The 20,196-nt window shown below is 46.9% G+C and carries 18 protein-coding genes, 1 tRNA gene and 1 pseudogene; 3 read left to right on the top strand and 17 right to left on the bottom strand.

The window, feature by feature from the left end:
- Positions 1-15: 15 nt before the first annotated feature.
- The 9 genes and pseudogenes from ccmI to ccmA form a co-directional block, all read right to left on the bottom strand.
- A complete protein-coding gene (gene ccmI, locus ACL9RG_RS00100) occupies positions 16-1,230 on the bottom strand; it encodes a c-type cytochrome biogenesis protein CcmI (RefSeq protein ID WP_422790536.1) in 1,215 nt (404 codons plus the stop codon).
- Positions 1,227-1,703: a cytochrome c-type biogenesis protein gene (locus tag ACL9RG_RS00095; RefSeq protein ID WP_422790535.1), complete on the bottom strand. Its 477-nt coding sequence runs from the start codon at positions 1,701-1,703 to the stop codon at positions 1,227-1,229. Before ACL9RG_RS00095 ends, ccmI begins: the two co-directional genes overlap by 4 nt.
- Complete coding sequence (locus tag ACL9RG_RS00090) at positions 1,700-2,251, bottom strand: DsbE family thiol:disulfide interchange protein (RefSeq protein ID WP_422790534.1); 552 nt, start codon at positions 2,249-2,251, stop codon at positions 1,700-1,702. The genes ACL9RG_RS00095 and ACL9RG_RS00090 overlap by 4 nt, the downstream gene beginning before the upstream one ends.
- Complete coding sequence (locus ACL9RG_RS00085) at positions 2,248-4,221, bottom strand: heme lyase CcmF/NrfE family subunit (protein WP_422790533.1); 1,974 nt, start codon at positions 4,219-4,221, stop codon at positions 2,248-2,250. The genes ACL9RG_RS00090 and ACL9RG_RS00085 overlap by 4 nt, the downstream gene beginning before the upstream one ends.
- A gap of 98 nt (positions 4,222-4,319) precedes the next feature.
- Positions 4,320-4,796: pseudogene (gene ccmE / locus ACL9RG_RS00080) on the bottom strand (cytochrome c maturation protein CcmE); the annotation flags it as partial.
- Positions 4,793-5,059, bottom strand: coding sequence for a heme exporter protein CcmD (gene ccmD, locus ACL9RG_RS00075; RefSeq protein ID WP_422790532.1), 267 nt, complete (start codon positions 5,057-5,059; stop codon positions 4,793-4,795). The gene ccmD and the pseudogene ccmE, both read right to left, overlap by 4 nt.
- Positions 5,056-5,793: a heme ABC transporter permease gene (locus ACL9RG_RS00070; protein ID WP_422790531.1), complete on the bottom strand. Its 738-nt coding sequence runs from the start codon at positions 5,791-5,793 to the stop codon at positions 5,056-5,058. The genes ccmD and ACL9RG_RS00070 overlap by 4 nt, the downstream gene beginning before the upstream one ends.
- A 231-nt stretch (positions 5,794-6,024) precedes the next feature.
- Positions 6,025-6,684, bottom strand: coding sequence for a heme exporter protein CcmB (gene ccmB, locus ACL9RG_RS00065; RefSeq protein WP_422791147.1), 660 nt, complete (start codon positions 6,682-6,684; stop codon positions 6,025-6,027).
- Positions 6,684-7,310: a cytochrome c biogenesis heme-transporting ATPase CcmA gene (gene ccmA, locus ACL9RG_RS00060; RefSeq protein WP_422790530.1), complete on the bottom strand. Its 627-nt coding sequence runs from the start codon at positions 7,308-7,310 to the stop codon at positions 6,684-6,686. The genes ccmB and ccmA overlap by 1 nt, the downstream gene beginning before the upstream one ends.
- A gap of 200 nt (positions 7,311-7,510) precedes the next feature.
- Here ccmA and ACL9RG_RS00055 point away from each other — a divergent pair.
- The 3 genes from ACL9RG_RS00055 (at position 7,511) to ACL9RG_RS00045 (ending at position 10,292) form a co-directional block, all read left to right on the top strand.
- Positions 7,511-7,585 (top strand) — tRNA-Arg (locus tag ACL9RG_RS00055).
- A 160-nt stretch (positions 7,586-7,745) separates the two neighbouring features.
- A complete protein-coding gene (locus tag ACL9RG_RS00050; protein WP_422790529.1) occupies positions 7,746-8,894 on the top strand; it encodes a tyrosine-type recombinase/integrase in 1,149 nt (382 codons plus the stop codon).
- Positions 8,895-9,161: 267 nt separating this feature from the next.
- Complete coding sequence (locus tag ACL9RG_RS00045; RefSeq protein ID WP_422790528.1) at positions 9,162-10,292, top strand: acyltransferase family protein; 1,131 nt, start codon at positions 9,162-9,164, stop codon at positions 10,290-10,292.
- Positions 10,293-10,328: 36 nt separating this feature from the next.
- Here ACL9RG_RS00045 and ACL9RG_RS00040 read toward each other — a convergent pair whose 3' ends face one another.
- The 8 genes from ACL9RG_RS00040 to ACL9RG_RS00005 all read right to left on the bottom strand — a co-directional run bounded on the left by ACL9RG_RS00040 (position 10,329) and on the right by ACL9RG_RS00005 (position 19,841).
- Positions 10,329-12,278 carry a hypothetical protein gene (locus tag ACL9RG_RS00040; protein ID WP_422790527.1) on the bottom strand — a complete coding sequence of 650 codons (1,950 nt, stop codon included), beginning with the start codon at positions 12,276-12,278 and terminating at the stop codon, positions 10,329-10,331.
- A gap of 59 nt (positions 12,279-12,337) precedes the next feature.
- The gene (locus tag ACL9RG_RS00035) at positions 12,338-14,791 is read right to left on the bottom strand and encodes a host specificity factor TipJ family phage tail protein (protein ID WP_422790526.1); all 2,454 of its coding nucleotides are present in this window, start codon (positions 14,789-14,791) and stop codon (positions 12,338-12,340) included.
- On the bottom strand, positions 14,751-15,170 hold the full coding sequence (locus ACL9RG_RS00030) for an NlpC/P60 family protein (protein WP_422790525.1): 420 nt from the start codon (positions 15,168-15,170) through the stop codon (positions 14,751-14,753). The genes ACL9RG_RS00035 and ACL9RG_RS00030 overlap by 41 nt, the downstream gene beginning before the upstream one ends.
- A 5-nt stretch (positions 15,171-15,175) precedes the next feature.
- Complete coding sequence (locus tag ACL9RG_RS00025; protein ID WP_422790524.1) at positions 15,176-15,646, bottom strand: DUF1833 family protein; 471 nt, start codon at positions 15,644-15,646, stop codon at positions 15,176-15,178.
- On the bottom strand, positions 15,646-16,140 hold the full coding sequence (locus ACL9RG_RS00020; protein WP_422790523.1) for a hypothetical protein: 495 nt from the start codon (positions 16,138-16,140) through the stop codon (positions 15,646-15,648). Before ACL9RG_RS00020 ends, ACL9RG_RS00025 begins: the two co-directional genes overlap by 1 nt.
- A gap of 35 nt (positions 16,141-16,175) precedes the next feature.
- Positions 16,176-16,409 carry a hypothetical protein gene (locus ACL9RG_RS00015; RefSeq protein ID WP_422790522.1) on the bottom strand — a complete coding sequence of 78 codons (234 nt, stop codon included), beginning with the start codon at positions 16,407-16,409 and terminating at the stop codon, positions 16,176-16,178.
- The gene (locus ACL9RG_RS00010) at positions 16,406-19,246 is read right to left on the bottom strand and encodes a tape measure protein (protein ID WP_422790521.1); all 2,841 of its coding nucleotides are present in this window, start codon (positions 19,244-19,246) and stop codon (positions 16,406-16,408) included. The genes ACL9RG_RS00015 and ACL9RG_RS00010 overlap by 4 nt, the downstream gene beginning before the upstream one ends.
- 76 nt (positions 19,247-19,322) lie before the next feature.
- Positions 19,323-19,841, bottom strand: coding sequence for a hypothetical protein (locus ACL9RG_RS00005; protein WP_422790520.1), 519 nt, complete (start codon positions 19,839-19,841; stop codon positions 19,323-19,325).
- Positions 19,842-20,196 lie beyond the last annotated feature (355 nt).

The following is a 20,196-nucleotide window of genomic DNA, read 5'->3' as shown; positions in this document are numbered from 1 at the left end:
TTTCTTCGCTACCTTTTAAGGTATCTGCTTATTAATCTCAATGTTAACCTGACCGCCTGAGGAAAAATCGATCAGAGGACTGTCGCCAAACCAGTCACCAGCAACTGGGTTAGCCAAACCATTCTGTGAAATACGCACACGTACTTTTAACTGATGCAATGAAGAAAGCAATCTTTCGGGCATCATTGCATTAGTATCATCGACAGTGACCGATAATGGGAAGCGGCTCAAAGGTAATTTTTTGACCGCAACGGGGACAGGATTACTGCCATCAGTCACAGAGATAAATACCATTCCTTGCTGAGGTAACTGCTGAGCAGCAAGGGCAGAAAGAGTAACATTTACACTAAGTTTTGCCACATCTTGCCCAGACTTAGCTTTAGCCTGTTCAATATTAGCCTTAACCATTTCCGCGCGCTGGTCACCCGCTGGCAAAATCTTCAAAATGGTCTGCCAGGCGCCAATCGCCTGCGCGTAATGGCCTTGCTCTGATTCATTGTAAGCCAGCAGGCTGAGCACACGTAAGTCACCTTGCTTGTTCTCGAGCATACTTTTCAATATATCACCGCCAACAACATTATCTTGCGGGTTGTTCGAGCGTGTTAGCACATCAGCATAGCCGAGTTTGACGTCCATGTTATTCGGCTCAAGCTCGTAAGCTTTGGCAAAAGCTTGTGTTGCCGTACTCGAATTGTTCAAAGCGATGCCTACTCGCCCTAACATCTCCCATTTCTTAACATTTAATGGGTCTTGTTGTAATTCAGTACGCAGCCCCAAGCCGAGATCCTGCACGTCCGTAATATTGAGCTGTGGCGCGTGCTCATCATTAAGGTTTTTCAACAGCGCAGGCATGCGATCTATCACCTGCTGCCATTTGATGATCTGCACCAATCCACCCGCATATAGATAGAAACCGACAGAAATCACCACCAGCAGCACAACGCCAGGGATCAGCGTCCAACGCCCTATTGGCCGACTCGCCGCAGCTTGTTGCGTTGGGATATCAGTCAGCAGATTCTCTTGCAGCTCCTGAATAAATTGCGAACGCCCGGCAACAACGCCCTGCTGTTCGTCTTCTTCCAACTCCGATAAACGGTGATGATAAAAAGCCTTGTTTAAGCTATCGCGTGAGGTTCCCTGCACACGACTATCGTGACGCAACACCGGTACAACAAATAGTGCGCAGGCGATAACCAACAGCACAATAATGACAACACCCAAAGCAATCATGATTCTTTCCTGTCAGCAGCATCGCTGAGCAACTGTGCTAAACGCTGCTTTTCGGCAGGCGTCATCTCTTCCCCACGGCTTTCGTCACCAGGGTGACGCCGACGCGCGCGCAAGATAATCACCAACGCTCCGACTATCACAAACAGTGCCGGCCCTACCCACAAAATCAACGTAGAGGGTGTCACCGGTGGTTCATAGGTCACAAAATTACCATAGCGAGCAATCATGTAATCCATGATCTGCTGACTGGTTTTCCCCTCACCAAGCAACTGATACACCTTAGTACGCATATCAGCGGCAATAATTGAATCTGACGCAGCAATATTAGTATTTTGGCACTTGGGACAGCGCAACCGCTCGGTCAAATAGCGGTATTGCTGCTCCTGTTCGGGCGATTTGAATTGATAAGCATCGATGGTCGCCCATACGCTAAAGCTCAGCATCACCCCCAAAAATAGGGCAAAAGCTCTCATGGCTGGCCTCCGTATTTAACATACAGCGGCTTAACTTCTTTCTGCCACACTTGCTCATTGAGATCTCCCGCGTGGCGGTAGCGAATAATCCCATTACCATCAATCAGGAACGTCTCCGGTGCGCCATAAACGCCGAGATCTAAGCCCATCATGCCATCCCCGTCATACAGGCTGATAGCATAAGGATTTCCTAACGTATTCAGCCAGTTCACTGCTTTATTACGGTCATCTTTATAATTGAGGCCGATAACGTGCACGCCTTTTACTGCCAAGGTATTAAGATACTCATGTTCGGCACGGCAAGTTGGGCACCAGGTCGCCCACACGTTGAGTAAAATAGGCTTACCGCTATGAAAAATGTTCTGCTCATAAGTTTTGCCCGGCTCAAACAGAGATTCCAGCTTAAATACCGGAACCGGCTTCCCCAGCAGCGCTGACTCAAGCAATGTCGGATCATCGCCATTGGCATTACGCGTCAATTGCACTAAAAACGCCGCCGCTAAGGCTAAAAACAGAAACAGAGGGATAAATAATATCTTGCGACTCATGCTTGTTCTGCCTCCGATTTCCCCTCACGTTTGAGCTTTTTGGTCATACGGTAGCGCGGATCGAGGATGCAGAGTACGCCGCCTACGGCCATAAAGATGCCCCCTAACCATATCCAACGCACAAAAGGTTTATAATATAGGCGCACGGCCCAAGAGCCATCGTTCATTTCTTCACCCAGCGCGGCGTAGAGATCACGAGCGAGGTTTCCGTTGATTGCCGCTTCAGTCATCATCGTTTGCGCGACGCTATAGAAACGTTTTTCCGCATGCAGCACCGTCACTAATTCGCCGTGACGTGTCACTTTAATATTGGCTTCACCACCGGTGTAGTTTGGACCGGTAATATCGCGTAGATTCAGGAATTCAAAATGGTAGTCGTGAATATCAACCGTATCACCAGTTTTCATCCGCACGTCACGCTCGACGCTATAATTCTGGCTAAACGCGATACCAATAACAGTTACTGCAACACCCAAATGCCCTAGTACCATTCCCCAATGGCTGCGCGATAAATGCGTTAAACCGCGCCAGAAACTGTGACGATGAGTCGCACGTTCATGCAGCTCCATCAGCGTGAGTAAAATCACCCACACCGACATCAACATGCCGACCACGGTCATTGCTACAATCTTATCCTGTAGCCACCAAGGCAACAGAATAGACAGCGCTAAAGTGACGACTAATCCAACGCCCAAACGACGCCAAAGTTTGCTTGGCTCATCGCGACGCCAGCGCACTAACGGACCAATACCCAGCAATAGCGCCATCGGTGCCATCAGCCAGGTAAACATAGTATTAAAGAACGGCTCGCCGATAGAGATGCTGCCTAACCCAAGCTGTTTGTGGATCAGCGGCAACAGCGTTCCGAGTAACACCACTAACATGGCGGCAATCAACAATACGTTGTTGCCCAACAGGAAGCTTTCGCGAGAAAAAGGCTCATGGCGGCTTGGCGCACGCACCGAATTTCCTTTGATAGCGTAAAGCAGCAGCGAGCTACCAATAACAATCACCAGGAAGGCCAGAATAAACATGCCGCGCGCCGGGTCAGAGGCGAAAGAGTGCACCGAGACTAAAACGCCGGAACGCACCAGGAAAGTCCCCAGCAGGCACAGAGAGAAACAGGTGATCGCCAGCAATACCGTCCAGGCTTTGAAGGTCCCGCGCTTTTCTGTCACTGACAGCGAGTGAATCAACGCCGTCCCCGCCAGCCAAGGCATAAACGAGGCGTTTTCTACCGGGTCCCAGAACCACCAACCGCCCCAGCCAAGCTCGTAATAAGCCCATGCCGAACCGAGCACAATACCGATGGTGAGGAAAACCCAAGCGGCTAATGTCCACGGGCGCGACCAACGCGCCCAAGCGGTATCCAAACGTCCGGCCATTAATGAGGCAATGGCAAAAGCAAAGGCAACAGAGAATCCGACATAACCCATATACAGAATCGGCGGGTGGAAAATCAAGCCAGGGTCTTGCAATACCGGATTAAGATCGCTGCCATCTACCGGGAAGTTCGGCAAAGTGCGCAGGAACGGGTTAGAGGTGAGCAAAATAAACAGCAAGAAGCCGGTAGTAATTAACCCCAACACCGCCAACACGCGAGCGATAGCATCATCTGGCATCCGACGGCTGCATAACGCCACCGCAAAAGTCCAGGCGCTAAGCAGTAATACCCACAGCAGCAGTGATCCTTCGTGTGCCCCCCAAGTGGCCGCTGCGCGATAATAGACCGGCAGATGCGTGTTTGAGTTATTGGCAACATAAGCCACGGTAAAATCGTTAACGACAAACGCGTGGACTAAAATCAGGAAGGCCAAAGCAATACAGGCGAACATGCCATAAGACAATGGACGCGCCATCGCCATCATGCGGCTATCCTGGCGTGCCGCCCCCCACATAGGGTAAATACTAAGCAACACTGAAATTCCCAGCGCCAGACAAAGTAAAAAGGTACCGATTTCAGGGATCATGGCTGAGTCTGTCCTTGTTGCATGGCTGGCATAGCAGGCCGCAGGGTTTGCGAAGCTGGTTGCATAGCTTGCGAAGCCGGTTGCATAGATTGTGCAGCTGATTGCGCAGAAACGTCGGCCGGGGCAGTATTTTGATGATTATCTTTCATGGCATCTTCAACTTCCGGTGGAACATATTTTTCATCATGTTTCGCCAATACTTGCTTGGCCATAACCACATTGTTTTTTTCCATCACACCTTGCGCGACTACGCCCTGCCCTTCGCGGAAGAGGTCCGGCAGGATGCCAACATAGACCACAGGGATCGCGCCACGGGCATCGTAGATCTTAAAATGCACTTCGAGCGTTTTAGGATCGCGCACCACCGAACCTGGCATCACCATCCCGCCAATACGCAGACGCTGACCGACAAACGGCATCTCATGGTTTTCGCCTTTGCCGTTGAGGATTTCAGACGGGGTATAGAACAAATCAATATTTGAGCGCAATGCATACAGCACGAGGCTGACCGCCAAACCAAGGCCAATCAGCACAACCAGCGCTAAATACATGCGATTTTTACGACGAGGATTCAAGATAAAGTCTCCGGAGAATGACCCGATGTTGACGGAGCATCGGTAGATTCTCCTGCAGCCGCAGCCTGCTTTTTTGACTGCATAATACGTTTCTCACGAGATTGACGACGGCGAATATCCGCCAGTAACTCGCGACGTTGCCAGAAGGTATGTATCACTAAGCCCAACAGCGACAGTAAAGTGGCCGCCACTGATAGCCACACATAAAAGGCATAGCCGCCCATAGCAAAGAAAGCCTGCCAGCTGGAAAATGCAGCATTCATCCGCGACGCCCCTTATTGAGCAATCCGGCAACCCAAGGACGTAAACGCTCTTGGTTGAGGATGAGATTACGTAAACGCATCAATGTGAGAGTAATAAAGAAGAATAGGTAACCGAAGATTGACCAAAAGAGCGGATAGCGCATGCTCGGGTCGATGGTTTTCCCCATATCGGTAGAACCTTGGTGCAAGGTATTCCACCACTGGACCGAGTAATGAATGATTGGAATATTCACTACGCCAACCAACACCAGAATACCCGCTGCACGCCCGGCGGTACGGCGATCGTCAAATGAGTTGTATAACGCGATAACACCTAGATACAGAAACAGCAACACCAGTTCAGAGGTTAGTCTGGCATCCCACACCCACCAGGTTCCCCACATCGGTTTACCCCAAGCGGAACCTGTGACCAGTGCAATAAAAGTAAAGACTGCGCCCACAGGCGCCATCGCCGCCATCGCTAACTCCGACATCTTCATCTGCCAGACCAGACCGATAAACGCCGCGACCGCCATTACGCTATAAATTCCCATCGACCACATAGCCGCAGGAACATGAATGTACATAATGCGGTAGCTTTCGCCCTGCTGATAATCAGGCGGCGCGAAGCCAAAGCCCCAAACCCAGCCGATGAGTAAACAAGCTGCGCCAGCGAGACCAAGCCAGGGAATAAAATAACCACAGACGTGATAAAGCCGCTCTGGCCTTGCAAGTTGGTGTAACCATTTCCACATACTAAAGTTGCTCACATTAAAATTATGGCTGCCGACATGCCGTTTATATAGTTATATTGGTGTAGCCTGCCGATGGACAGCAACCCTACTTTTTATCGGCCAATCCCTATTGTTCATGATCAAGAATTGTGATGCTAGTCAAAGATTGCGGTTTTAGCGGCCTTTTGTAACCTGAAGTTAACTGGCTCGACTTTTCTTAAAATTTTGAAATATCTGCAATATGCTCAAAGGTTAATTCACGCTGATGCGCAGTGCGGCTGCCGTAGCGAAAGGGGCCAAGGTGGCGCTGCCTGCGAGCATTGCACCTAAAATAGCTAAATACCCGGAAATCGGCATCGCCATTGATGCCGCATCAATAGCACCGGTGGAAAATATTAACACCGGAATATATAGGGGTAAGACTAGCAGACTCAATAGCACGCCGCCTTTGCGCAACCCGACAATTAGTGCGACACCAATCGCCCCGATAAAACTTAACGTCGGTGTGCCGAGCAACAGAGTCAAGGCTACCGCCTTCCAGGTGTCGAAATCGAGCGACAGCAGCAGCGCCACCAAAGGGGAAATAATCAATAAAGGTAATCCTGTCACCACCCAATGCGCACATACCTTCGCCAATACCGTTAAGGTAAGCGGAGCTGGCAGCAACAGCAATTGCTCAAGCGAGCCATCAAGATAATCATCACGGAATAAACGCTCTAGCGATAATAGTGATGAGAGCAAAGCCGCCACCCAAACAATCCCCGGTGCAATACGTGCCAACAGTTTAGGTTCCGGGCCAAGCCCGAGCGGGAACAGAGTGATAACGATAATAAAAAACCACAGCGGGTTAATAATTTCAGCACTTTTGCGAAAGGCAATTTTTAGCTCACGGCGCAATACTTTTATAAACATCATGCCAACTCTGTACTGGTCAAACGAATTTTACGCACCACACGATTCTCGGCGGGCAAATCCTGATGCGTCGTCAACAACACCATTCCGCCTTGCTGCGCATGCTGCTCAAACAGATTCATTAGCGTCACCACGCCTTGCTTATCAATGGCAGTCAACGGCTCATCAAGTATCCATAAAGGTGCCGCACTTAACCACAAACGCGCCAGCGCCACGCGACGCTGCTGCCCGGCGGAAAGCTGCGCTACCGCGACATCTTCATACCCTAGCAACCCGACCTGTTCCAACGCCTGATAAATCGCCTCCTGCCCTACCGTTCCATTTACTGGCTGATAAAACACCAGATTTTCATAGGCAGTGAGCACAGATTTGATACCGGGAAGGTGCCCGAGAAACAGCAATTGCTGATGAAATTGCTCGCGCTGACGGCGAATGCTCTCTCCAAGCCATTGCACTTCACCAGATTCAGGAACCGACAGCCCGGCTAAAATACGCAGCAAACTGGTTTTACCGGCACCATTCTGGCCTTCAATCTGCACAATCTCGCCTGGTTCAATGGTAAAGCTTAAGCCACTAAACAGCGTGCGCTCATCACGAACACAACTGAGGTTAAGCGCTGCAAACATGGGCAGTTCCTTAGAGCATGAAAGCGCGCATCATATCATAAGCCCAGCGCTGCACGCAGCCAGAGCAATCAGCGTGTCGCGCCGAGAGGATATAAGCAATAACAGAGAGAAATGCACAAGGATTGAGCGAACAGACAAACAACGCCTTATTTTTCAGACAAAAACGAGTATACTAGCGCCTCGCCAAAGACTGGCGCCGTGTCTCCTTAGTTAAACGGATATAACAAGCCCCTCCTAAGGGCTAGTTACAGGTTCGATTCCTGTAGGGGACACCATTTCACAGTTCACCTCAGTTCTTCCTAGTTCGCAAAACCCACGTCACTCCTGAATTCATCTTTGCTGCCAGTTCGCCATAGTTCGCAATGGTTCGTTGACAGCCGCATGTGTTAGCGGGTAAAAAACGGGTAAATAAATTTACCCACCGGAATTTTACCCATGCTAACAATCAAGCAAATAGACGCAGCAAAGCCAAAAGAGAAGCCGTATCGCCTGCTTGATTCAAATGGCCTGTATCTTTACGTCCCCCCTTCCGGTAAAAAAGTTTGGCAACTTAGATATAAACTAGCGGGCAAAGAAAAGATTTTAACCGTGGGTAAATACCCATACATGACCCTGCAAGAAGCTAGAGATAAAGCGTATGAAGCCAGAAGGAACCTATCTGAAGGAGTTGATCCGTCAAAGTCAAAAAAACCAAGCGTGGCCGATGATTTTGAATCTATATATAACGAGTGGTACAGCAACAAAAGAAAGGTATGGTCTGAGGGGTATGCTTTAGAGCTTTCAAGAATGTTCAGTGATGACATACTTCCATATCTTGGAAGTAAAAAAATGACAGAAATAGAGCCAATGCATCTTTTATATGTCATTAGAAGGTTCGAAGAACGAGGGGCCATGGAGAGAGCAAATAAGGCCAGGCGGAGATGTGGCGAGGTGTTTAGGTACGCTATCGTTACTGGAAGGGCGAAATACAACCCAGCTCCAGATCTTGCAGATGCAATGACTGGGTATAGAAAAAAGAACTTCCCGTTTCTTCCAGCAGACCAGATCCCAGAATTCAACAAAGCGCTTAGGGCATTCTCTGGCAGCATAGTTTCTCTGATTGCAACGCAGGTTTTGCAATACACCGCTCTCAGAACAAAAGAGCTTAGGTCCATGCAATGGTCAAACGTCGATTTCGAAACAAGGATTATATCTATTGACGCAGAAGTAATGAAAACAAGAAGAACTCACATAGTACCGATGTCAAAACAGGTATTTGATTTACTGCAAAAACTTAGACCCATAACCCAGTCAGTTTCTGATTTCGTTTTCCCCGGCCGCACTGATAAAAAGAAACCTATCAGTGAAAATGCAGTATTGCTTGTTATTCGTCAAATAGGGTACGAAGGGCTGGCAAGCGGCCACGGATTCAGGCATCAATTCAGCACAACGCTTAATGAAAATGAGTGGCCTCATGACGCTATAGAGCGGCAATTGGCGCACTCAGATAAAAACTCAATTCGCGGTATATACAATCACGCTCAGTACATCGATAAGAGAAAGGAAATGATGCAATGGTGGGCAGATTGGATTGATGCGCAGTAATTGCGAGACATCGCGCACAAACAAAAAGAGCAGCTTTATCCCGTTCGAGAACAAAGCTACTCTTCACATCAGTTTAAAATGAACCCCCCAATCCCGTCGAAAGCTTTCAGTATAAATTTCGTTCACTTATCACCACACCAAAGAGACATGAATAGGATTTAACCTAAAATCTTTGTTTGTGACTGTTAAGTTAGGTGATAGAATCGCGCACGAAAAAAATCATACAAATTCAGTAATTTTCCTATATAAATTCTAATTGGGGTTAGCATGGGCTTTCTAAGAGCTTTCTTGGCCATATCAGTTTTGATAGCGCACGCAAGGGAGATTTTCTCAACGCATGGGGTTGTTTGGAATTCAATCATATCAAGGGAAAATACGCATATATATCCTTGGTCTGGGCATGCAGTATTTGCTTTTTTCATAATATCTGGATTTTATATGTCTATGGTTATAAATGAAAAATACAGCAAATTAGAAAATGGGAAAATTAAATTTATATCAAACAGACTTTTAAGGCTCTATCCAGTTAACTTCGTTTTGATAGCTTTGTATTTTATATTCTACATGGCAACAGGAACCAAATCATTCTTGGTTTTCAATGACCCAAACCAGACTGTTTTCATGACGATAGTGGCTTATTTTTGCAACTTATTTTATCTTGGCGCTGAAATTATACCATTTTCTAATGAATCAAATTGGTCCTATGTGATAGGCCCGGTATGGAGTCTTAGTCTTGAATTGTACTTTTATTTATTAGCACCTTTTATCGTAACAAAAAAAATAAAATATATAGCAATCATGGCGGTAGCAGGACTAGCCATCAGAATTGCAATGGAAATGAATAATATACCATTAACCCCGTGGAGATATTTTTTCTTCCCATCTGATTTTGTTTTCTTTATTCTTGGTGTTATTTCATACAGAACAAAGGATTTTAAATTAAAAATAAAAGGAATTGGTTTGATTACAATGATTAGATGGGCGTCATTGGCATCATTAATACTTATGCTTTTCAATGAATATTTCTGGAGCATATCTGGAAATATTGATTCATATTCAAGCTGGGCTTTCTACGCTTGCGTAGCGATAAGCTCACCACTTTTGTTTGAAATAACAAAAAACAGCAAAATTGACAATTACATAGGCCAGCTGTCATACCCAATTTATATAAGTCACATGCTAGCAATTGCTCTTGTTTATTATTTCACAAGAGACGGAATTGATAGAGGGGCCGCATCACTTATTGTGACGCTTTCTATTTCCGTGATGCTTTTTCATTTCATTGATAAACCAATTGAATCAATAAGAAGAAAAATAGCAAAGAATAATAAAGGAGAAAAAAATAATGATTTACAAGGAAAAATCATAGTGAATCAAGGCATAATAAAAGACGCATAACATTATTTTGAAAAGCGCCATCCGTGGCGCTTTTTACTACCTTATCAACCAGCTTGCATTTATAGATACTTCTTTTATTGAAGCTGGAAATTGCTTCTGATCGCTTAAGTACGGAAAATAGACGGCTCCAGCAGCATTAACAGCACCGAGCACAGAGATTGGTGCATCAGTGGGTGATACAAAACCCAGGCATGGAAAGAACACCCCAGCCAATGGCCGCAGGCCTTCATTTGCTTGCATGAAAAGCTCAGCCCCCTGCCTTTGGCTTGGCACCGTTAGATGCGCGTTAATTACTGCATAATCTCCGCTCAAGCGTATAGATGAGCTGGTATTCCTAGCTGAAGCCCATCCATTTCTCATTGAAGTAGAATTCATCAGTAGTCGGCCAATGTAGCCTCCGATCCACCAAGCCGTCGTAGCTGCTGGTGTTGGGACAACTTTAATTCCAGCGGGCTTCCCAGGAATGTATGCCTCATTCGTTGATATGCATCCAACAGAAAATACACCTCCAAGGTAAATACTCTCATCTGAATTGACCCCAGAAACCGATGCCGCCTGTATTGATGTAATATTAATTCCGAGGCAATCTTCGTGAACATGAACAGCCTTGCCTGTTGTCGCATCGGAAGAAACGATAGTGCCTATCGATGTATTAATGATTGCGCCGTAGCATGTAAATCCAATGTTGGCAGGTCTTTCTATGAGAACTGTGTCGATGTTTATGTCATTTATAACAGTTCCTGGTGATTGAAGGATTCCAAATCCAGTATCAAATCCTTTTGAATAAAAATTACCTCCAGATAGCCTCTGCAACTGTGAGTCTTCAGCATAAATAAATATGCCAACTGAGTTTTTAACTGCAAGCCCTTCGTCATCGGCATAAACAAATCCGACCTTGTTTCTTGCAAACTGCGCGTATGAGTTTGACTTAAACTGCACTGCTGACTGGGTATTTCTGTACCCTGAAACTCGATCTATTTCGCAGTCCTGTAATTTACAAACAACACCAACAAACCCACCATATGCCTTTACATCGATCACGGAGCCTCGTTGGAAATTTTCAAGCAGGCAAGAGTGCGCGGTTGAGTTTCCGAGATATGCAAGAGTTATTACTTTATAAATGTGATTATTTGAATTTGGAACTGTTGAAACACCAACATTGCTAACTACAAGCGCATCATCAATTTTCCCCCCGTTATCCCCAACGACTTTATTACCGTTGTCTACCCCAAGTGATTCAATGGTTATATTTGATCCGGTAAATGCAATTTTCCTCTGAATTATCGTTCCGCTATTCTTAATTAATTCAGTTCTGTCACTATTTATTCCCGGAACTCCGCACCCGACTATTGATATATTACTTCTTGATGTTGTAAACCCCGCCTTGTAAGGGCCTACCCCAAGCTTGAGAACCCAACCATCTGGAGTTCCTGAAATTGCTCGCTGAAGCAGAGTGTCATCAGAAATCAACGGATCTCTAAAATCATCTATGTGACAAGTTTGGGCGAACTTACTATGAGCAGTTTGTTTCCCAGCCCCGGAAAATGATTGCTGCACAGCAATCATGGAATCTCCCTTTCCAGCGTCATAACTTGATAAGTTACCTCTTAAAGTTGCATCTCCGACACTTAACCATTTTCCGATGCCAATTCCACCGCTATTTTCTGGAGTAGAATTTGGCGGAACAATTTTTGGAATTTGACCATCCCATCGATAATATTCACCCGTCGTTGTATCTCTGAGCGCCTGGTTTGGTAGTGTTATTTGAGCGCCAATCTGAAATGAGTCAATGGTGATATATCCGAATTTCGATATGGCATCCTTCGCCAAATAATTTATACCTTCAATTGTGTGATGCAGCCCACCAAATCTATCTGCATAACTAAGATTTCTCGACGTGACAAATTCATCTATTTTTCCGGAATTAAATTTAAGGTCGCGAGGTGATTCACTTGGTACAGGGTTATTTGTAGGTATAGTCGCCATATTTTTTCCAATAAAAAACCCGGCACAATGGCCGGGTAGGGTTGGTAATAAATAAAAGTTTAAGGGTAAATCAGATCGCTATATTCAGCGAGGGTCAGAGAGGTTGTGCCGTCTGAGTTTGGTTTCTTCTCAGAGATAGTCCATAGCGTAGAGTCCATCTCTTCCTGAGTGGCTATCACGTATCGAGATGGCGACTGGACGTCGTAGCCATCAAAGATGTTAAGCGGAACATTTGGTACAGTTGCGGTGAAGCCGAAGGCGGTGTCCGACCGCTGAGATGCTCTTACCCGCGACGTTGGGTTGCCAATAGAGTCCGTAACCGTAACCCACATTTCCCCCAGCCAGTTTATTCGCTCGCTTGTATCGAAGTCGTTTCCTGTTCGGTTGGTGATGTAGCCAGCCTGCTGATTAGTGTCGTACGTGTCAGCGACCTGAATCATGTCGCCTGGTGAAACATACTCGCCATCAGCTAATACCTTACAAGCCATTCTCATGCGAGAGTAAAGCAGTCGCCTAGCCTCCAGTATTGCCCTGTCGCGAGCCTGAGTTTCGTTACGGCAACCCAGGAGTGATATTTTCATCGGTGTCTGAGCTTCCTGCTCAACGATTCCAGCATCAGTAAGTCGGTATCGAATGTACGACTTCTTATTAGTCGCTGGGCTAACATACTCAACTTCAACGCCGTCATACTGCCCCGGCATGCGCATGTCATAAGTCAGGCGAAAATCTTCTGCAACCATATTTGCGCGGTTGAAGATGGTTGCCGGGCTGCTTCGCCGCTCATCCCGACTGAACGTCAGCACGCCAAATTCCCAAAAAGCGCTTACCCGGGCAACGTTGCAAATCGTCTCCATGCGTGAGCCCAGAGAAATATCCTCATCGTCAAACGTGTAGTCGAAATAGCCTAGTTCTGCTGTGATGTTCTGACCAATGCGGTAAAGCTCGTAAAGGTCTATTGAGCTTTCCGGCTGCTCTCCCATAACTAACCACGTATGTGCTACTGCGTCAGCGAATGACCGAGAAGGCCTGAGTGTGTAGTCAACCTTCCGCGTCGCCATGTCATAACTTATCGTGTGCCGGGTAATAAGCGCGTTATATTTGCGCTCACGAACGCTGGTAGCCTGCTCCGTTGCACGGACGGTTACTCGAACCAGCGTATCGTCAGCGTGAACTTCATTTGTTCTGACCCTGACAGAGTGAACGGCCTCAAGTTTCAATACACTCTGATCGTTGCTATTTTCTCGCCTGGTGAACTGAAGCGCATACCGGCCATAGCCGGCCGATGGGTTTATTTTTTTTGTCAGATAATAGTTATCTGTTCTGCCTGCTGTCGAGAACTCTGCTGAAAACTCCTCCCTCGTCCCTGGAATTTGATTGTTTTCATCATCAATCTTCCAAATATCAATCTTCGTTGATGCCCAATTCCCCTCGCCAAGCTGCGCGTTAAGATGAACCCATAATTGTTCTCCAGGGATTGGTGAAAATACAGGGCCAATAGTCACACCTTGATTATCATTCAGAATGAATTTATCAGTGTTGAAAATTGCTGATTGTGGGATATTTGAGGCATCTGAGCCTGATATATTATTAAAATAAAAAATGTAATAGCTTTGCGGAGCAATTACCGACCCGTCGCTAGTTATCTCTGCATCAAAAAGATCCGCGTCAATCATCACATCTCTGGTTACTTGCCCACTGGCTGTATCGTAAGTAACATTTATAATAAAGCTCACGGGGTGTGGGCGAGTGAGTCCGTAGAAATAATCGAACTCAGCCTGCTTTACTATTTTTACACTAATCTGGCCGCCCGCATATTCGCCAGCCGCAACGGTATTCGCGGTGGCGGTTTCAATTGGTAAATCATCGCTTTCGTTTGGGCCGGGTAATTCTTGCCCGTCAACATCATCGAAAGAGAAACCTTCATAGATGATCGGGATATTCTGTCCTGGCTGGAATATTTCATAGCTAGCACCGGCTAGCGAGCCGAGACTTGATTGTGAATAACGAACACTCTCGACGTTATAAACCCCGATACCGAAGTTCATCCATTCAGTGACGTATTTCAAGTTGTCAGTGTACTCAAACATCGACTCTTGAATAAGATCAGGGTAAGACCGAACCTGTCCGTAAACATCGGGCCTGGCCTGATAAGTTCGAGCGACATTTGTTTGCCCAGTCAGCTTATTGTTTGGGGATTCTTTGGCGTTAGTGTCTGCAGCGGTGAACTTCTGCTTCGGCATCAGGAAGCCAAAGACTTTCTGGACAAGCTTAAAGGCCGGGCTCAATACTTTCCCGATCACCCCTTTCGGCTGAGAGAATATCTGGATGCTGTGCATCTCGGTGAGCGGAAAATCAAGCTCACCACTTTCATCAAGCGGCTTGCCGTTCACAACAATCTCAATGTCGCTAAAGAAGTTGCGACCGCACAGCCACTGATAAAAGCTCATGCCTGCAGGCACAATTACGCGCTCTTTAGGGCTGCCCGGAACATGCTGTATTTCGATTATCGGCATAGGTTAAATACTCAATTCGTGTGAACATCCGTTCAATAACTCGCAACCGGTCATGCCTGACCGACCCGCCATCTCCGCGGCTGTGCAGCGCTGCGCCATCGACTATCACGCCGACATGCTCAGCCCTGTCGCCGATATACCCGACGAAAATCCCTCCCTCTACCGGGATTTCTGACACCTTCCAGAAAACGACTTCATCCTGATAACAGGTCAGAAAGTCGCTTCCAGCCTCGTAACCCGGTGAGTGGTGCAATTCAATGCCGAGAACGTGCCGGTAGTACAGGACGCACAGCCCCCAGCAGTCGACAGCATCAAAACTGCAGGCGCGGTTAACCCACGGAACGCCGAGCATCCGTTGAATGAATTCAGTTTTTTGCATGGAATTTACCCGTTTACGAGGCCTGGCCAGTCTGCCGGGTCATACAGCCGGCCGATGTTTCTGTTGAGTGGATTTGTCATTGAAAGGCCAACGCTAACGTCTGTACCGTCCATGTTGCAGTCACTTACATAGAGTGACCAGGAGGCAATAGCCATCCAGGGGTTGATAGAGTCAAAGCGCCTGATTGTGCAGACAATCGGCTGGATACGAGCGTTACCACGCCACAGCTTCAGCTTCTGCTTAAAGTCGGTAGCCAGCTGGCTGAACTTCAGCGTGCTGTCGATTACCGGCGTGTTGCTCTGCTGACTCTCCGTCAGCTCAAACCGGCAAGGCTGGTACTCAGCGCCACCGAGCTGCTTGGGGAATATCTGATCACGCACGAGCTTCACGCTTCCGAAGGACGGGTGAGAGAATTCCACAGTTTCGTACAAGATGCGATTAGGCCGCTGAGCCTTAAATTCTCTGTATGTTGGCATTATGACACCCTTGGCAGAGACTCGGGGTCGCGGTTATCTGGATACCCGGTGGCGATGATATCCAGCCAGCTACTCCAAGGCTTAGGAAGCTCTACAAGGATATCGTCGAACTCGTCGTCTGAGTTATTCAACTTACTGCAGATAACATCTCCGCTCCATGTGAAAACCGAACCGGATTGAGACCACGAAGGAAAGGCGAGGAAGTGTAACTCCTGCACCTCCACTCCCGTATCGCCAGTACCTGTTCCCACTGGCATCGTGAACCACTGATTGCAGTTATCAAGGTAGTTAGGGCTCCGCAGCCACTGCATGAAAGCGCGATGCTCATCAGCCTTGAAAATCCACTGTAGCGAGAATGCCGTTTTCAGATCGTCGGTTAAACGCTGAAATATCGGCGCTCCCACTTGCGGATTATCGACACGAAAACCGGTGTCAGTTGTCGGCGTCTTTGCCTTCTGCGCTAACGGCAGCCATTCTGGGTATGGTATTGCCATTTTTTCTCCTGCAATAAAAAACCCGCCGAAGCGGGTTAACCTTTAACTATTTCAGTTGGGCCAGAAGGGGATTCGAAAACGCTTATATTGATATTTGAGATGTCACCGTTACTAATCACTCTAATTTCCACTCCAGCAGGAAGATCCACTTCAATTGTCGATCCATCTCTCGTGAAAAACTGATAAGTAACTGGCTTGTTTTGGCTGTATCTAATCAATCGACCATTTTCAACTTTCATTGTTCCGGTTTTTCCTGGCTCGATATTCATGATCCCCTAGCTCTCCTTGGCGCTTGGTGGTTGTTAGAGATGGCTTGGCTAAGTCTTCCGCCGTTATTTATATCAGCAATAGCCAACTCTAACACATCATTACCATTTGAATCTTTTGACATCTGGTAATCCTGAACTCCGGCGGATGAAGAGTAATTATGCACAATAATCGTTGGGCTTCCACCGCCTCCAGCTTGCATATCCTTATTACTTATCACCTTGCCGTTATCTCCGGGTACCATGTACTGCTTGCCGGTGCTGGCCTTGGGTATCACAGGCGAACCAGTCACATCATCATTGCTGAATACACGCCCATTGTTCCCAGGAAGCATGTAGCTTTTCCCACCCATTTGAAGAACCTCAGGTAGGTTTCCTTCTCCGAATTCGTAAAGTGAGTCAGCCGATACAGGGCCGCCATTTTTACGCTTACCAGCCAAAGCGCCAACCCCAAGAACTGCAACAGCAGCAAGCCCAATTTTTGCGGCCGTACCCATTGAAGCAATAGATGCCATGATTGCAGCTGGAGTCCATGCAGCCGTAGTTGCCGCGGCTGCACTTGTCGTAACGGCAAGTTGAGTCCCTACCGCTGCTGTCTGAACGGCCGTAGTTGCTGCGATTTGTGTTTGCTGAACTGTAGCTCCAAATATTGCAGCTTTTGCTTGCTCGATACCCATTTGAACGAATGAGTTAATCACGCTGTTTAACACTGTCGCCCCAAGGGATCGCATCGCATCGCTAGCGCTCATACTCCCCGTTATGATGCCGGTTAACGAGTTCGATACGTTGCCAGCAAAGCTATCAAAGGCTGCGGCAGCAACTTCATTGCCGATACTTTGCTGTCGCCAAAGTTCATACTGAGCCTCAACTCGCTGCTGCTCAAACTGACGATTTGCGGCATTTCTAAGCGCAATTCCTTGCTGCTCAGTTATTGTCTTATCAGCTTCAAATTGCTTGATTAGCGCTAATTTCTGCGCGTTCTCATTAGCTAGTTGTTGGACTGGGTCAACAAGGCCCGCTGATTGCTGCTTAGGGCTTACTGCGGAATCTGCTCTTATCTTGGCTAAGTTGGCCTGGTGCTCTTGCTCGGCATTTTCTGCTGCTGCGTCATACTGCTCTTTTTTAATCAGCCCCGCTTTCAATGCAGCATCGAGGGATTTCATGGACTCGGAGTAAGATTTGTTCTCAGCAGCCTCCGGTATCAGCTTCATGGCCTCCGCAACGCCTTTTGCAGCATCAGCCGCATCAAGCGCCGCCGCCTTATACTCCATTGCTTTTTTGCGTTGCTCATCCGTTGCTGCAGAACCCAAAGATTGCGCGGCCTTTAGTAACTGCTGCTCTCTAGTGAGGTTTTTTATAGAATCAGCGGCTAACTCTGACTCCTGCCGATAATTCTCAAGTTTCTGATTTATTGCCTCCGCTTGAGCATCTGATTTCTTGCTTTCTGCATTACTAGCTTTTTGACCTTTAGTGTTCCTCTCGTATTCCGCATACCTATCCTGAAGGGTTTTAACCACCGGGTCTTCTTTGTTGAATCCCGCGTCCTCAGCATCGTATTGAGCTTGCAGCCTAGCTCTAGCCTCTCCTTCGAGCTTTGAAAGCTCCACCCTTCTCTTTGATTGCTCGATTAGTTTGTCTTTTTTGGGATCAGAGGTAGATGATTTAATCTGGATTGGCTTAGATGCATCTTCTGCGTTTTTAGCTGATTTCGCACGTATTGATGCAATTTCTTGCTCTACACGCTTCAGCTCAAAAGCGGCTTGCCCCCGTCTTTGCTGATAAACATTGTCAGACTCATACCATTGCTGGCCTTCTTTTAGAGCATCATTGTACTGCTTTTGCAGATCAACAAGCTTTGGCATCCTAGCCGCATCACCAGCGTTTTTATTGTAGAAGTTAAGATTATTAGATACAGATTGCATCAATCCAGCCAGGGTCTGGGTTAGCTGTATAGACGTATTAAGATCACTAATCATGTTCTTGAATGCAATATCAAGGCTATTTTTTGCCCTGTCTACAGTTACGGGCATCTTATCGAATTCGGTGTTTACATCCCCAGCCCGCTTCTGTATTGCATTCAGAGCATCTTCAGCAGTTAGCTTCCCTTCCAACATTTTCTTGCGCAAGTCACCAATTGAGATACCAAGACCTGCTGCAATCTGTCTTGCTAGCTCTGGCATCTGCTCTAAAATAGAGTTGAATTCCTCCGCTCGAACAATGCCGCCTGATATTGATTGACCGAACTGGCGTAGCGCATTAGCCATTTCTTCGGCAGATGATCCACCTACAACACCTATTTTTTGTAATGTGTCGGTGAGCATTAATACTTGGCTATTGGTTGCGCCAGCTTCCTTTAAGCTTGAAGTGAGCGTCTCCCATAGCTTCTCTGTTCCTGCAAGACTGCTGCCGGTGTTCGCGGCAATGGCAGATAATGATGCCATTGTCTCTTTTGCCTCAGCAAAGCTAGCGCTAAGTCTGGTAACTCGAGCTTGAAGCATGGTCATGTCGTCGGCGATTTCAATTAACTTCAACGCCGCCTGAATTGTTATATAACCTTTAACCAAGCTTGATAATTTTGTGAACCCACCACCTAAAGCATCAGCACCGCGACCAGCCACGCTCATTGAGTCGCTAGCGCTTTTTGCACCGCCAGCAACACCGTTTAGGGAGCCAGATGCCTTTCTGCCAGATGAATCCAACGAATCAAATCCACCGCTAGCACTTTGAGCTGTTTTCCTCATCTGCTCCAAGACAACGGATGCCTTTCTACTTCCTGTAAGCAACTTGGCTGTTTCAATTTCCACTTCGTACGTTAGCTTTCCGCCGTCTTGAACTGACATTTATCTTTCTCCGGTCAATAAAAAACCCGCCGAAGCGGGTGTGACTATGGAATTAAAAACTATTGAATTATGATGTTTAAATCTTTCCAGTCGCCTTATAAAGCAAATACCTAGCCTTCCACAAAAAGCCAGAGCCAACCTTTTCCCCAGATGAAGCAATCAAAACATCCGATGTGGGAAGTAATTTGTCATCTATAGTCACTGAATCAACCGGAATCCATGAGTCACCCAGCACCGTATATTCGCACATCGAAAACCCTTTCAATGAAACACCTAGCGAATTGCTAGCCTCAAAATCTATAAAAGCTTTCCCGGCCATCATTGAAGCATTATCTCTTTCAATTAAGTTCTTTATATCTTCATAACGCTCTGATTTAAGAACCCCGTCTTTTTGCTCCTGCGTCATTTTTATTAAAACTGCTGATAATGATTTCAATTTGTATGAATTTGGGGATTTCACACTTTTTTTTGTTATGTCACTGCAAATACTGGCCATCGAAGCCATTTTTGCTTCATCGTTAGATACTGAAAAAATAGATGCCAGCACTGCAATTGCAACTAACGAAAAAAACCCAACATAAACAATCTTCTTCACATTCATATCCCCATAGATAAAAGTTCGGAGTAATCCTAGCGTGTTAGCCGAGAAAGGCAACGCAAAAACCCGCCTAAGCGGGTTGGGATTTGCGTGGTCAGGGTTAAGCGGCGTCAGAACCTTGCAGAAGATGGCGCAATGCTTCCACGCCATTAGCGTTATATCGGAATGCCCCCACCTGCTTGTCTGAGTGCTTCGACTTGTCCAGGAAGAACTTTCCGTACTGCTCAGTCTTTAAGTTGTGCTTGTTAGCCAGTCGTCCGATTTTGTTTGCTGTGTGTTACCAACGGTGCAAAAGTGATCCACCCCAACGGTTGAAATCTGATCCAGGGGTTAATCTGCTCTCCTGAACAAG

This window comes from Rouxiella sp. Mn2063, from assembly GCF_049319665.1.
Taxonomy (GTDB): domain Bacteria; phylum Pseudomonadota; class Gammaproteobacteria; order Enterobacterales; family Enterobacteriaceae; genus JBMOUD01.
The sequence above is the reverse complement of the archived record's forward strand: the minus strand, read 5'-3'. Positions and strand labels throughout refer to the sequence as shown.

Coding starts and splice junctions, on each gene's coding strand:
- ccmI (WP_422790536.1), bottom strand. CDS start 1,230: ATGATTGCTTTGGGTGTTGTCATTATTGTGCTGTTGGTTATCGCCTGC.
- ACL9RG_RS00095 (WP_422790535.1), bottom strand. CDS start 1,703: ATGAGAGCTTTTGCCCTATTTTTGGGGGTGATGCTGAGCTTTAGCGTA.
- ACL9RG_RS00090 (WP_422790534.1), bottom strand. CDS start 2,251: ATGAGTCGCAAGATATTATTTATCCCTCTGTTTCTGTTTTTAGCCTTA.
- ACL9RG_RS00085 (WP_422790533.1), bottom strand. CDS start 4,221: ATGATCCCTGAAATCGGTACCTTTTTACTTTGTCTGGCGCTGGGAATT.
- ccmD (WP_422790532.1), bottom strand. CDS start 5,059: ATGAATGCTGCATTTTCCAGCTGGCAGGCTTTCTTTGCTATGGGCGGC.
- ACL9RG_RS00070 (WP_422790531.1), bottom strand. CDS start 5,793: ATGTGGAAATGGTTACACCAACTTGCAAGGCCAGAGCGGCTTTATCAC.
- ccmB (WP_422791147.1), bottom strand. CDS start 6,684: ATGTTTATAAAAGTATTGCGCCGTGAGCTAAAAATTGCCTTTCGCAAA.
- ccmA (WP_422790530.1), bottom strand. CDS start 7,310: ATGTTTGCAGCGCTTAACCTCAGTTGTGTTCGTGATGAGCGCACGCTG.
- ACL9RG_RS00050 (WP_422790529.1), top strand. CDS start 7,746: ATGCTAACAATCAAGCAAATAGACGCAGCAAAGCCAAAAGAGAAGCCG.
- ACL9RG_RS00045 (WP_422790528.1), top strand. CDS start 9,162: ATGGGCTTTCTAAGAGCTTTCTTGGCCATATCAGTTTTGATAGCGCAC.
- ACL9RG_RS00040 (WP_422790527.1), bottom strand. CDS start 12,278: ATGGCGACTATACCTACAAATAACCCTGTACCAAGTGAATCACCTCGC.
- ACL9RG_RS00035 (WP_422790526.1), bottom strand. CDS start 14,791: ATGCCGATAATCGAAATACAGCATGTTCCGGGCAGCCCTAAAGAGCGC.
- ACL9RG_RS00030 (WP_422790525.1), bottom strand. CDS start 15,170: ATGCAAAAAACTGAATTCATTCAACGGATGCTCGGCGTTCCGTGGGTT.
- ACL9RG_RS00025 (WP_422790524.1), bottom strand. CDS start 15,646: ATGCCAACATACAGAGAATTTAAGGCTCAGCGGCCTAATCGCATCTTG.
- ACL9RG_RS00020 (WP_422790523.1), bottom strand. CDS start 16,140: ATGGCAATACCATACCCAGAATGGCTGCCGTTAGCGCAGAAGGCAAAG.
- ACL9RG_RS00015 (WP_422790522.1), bottom strand. CDS start 16,409: ATGAATATCGAGCCAGGAAAAACCGGAACAATGAAAGTTGAAAATGGT.
- ACL9RG_RS00010 (WP_422790521.1), bottom strand. CDS start 19,246: ATGTCAGTTCAAGACGGCGGAAAGCTAACGTACGAAGTGGAAATTGAA.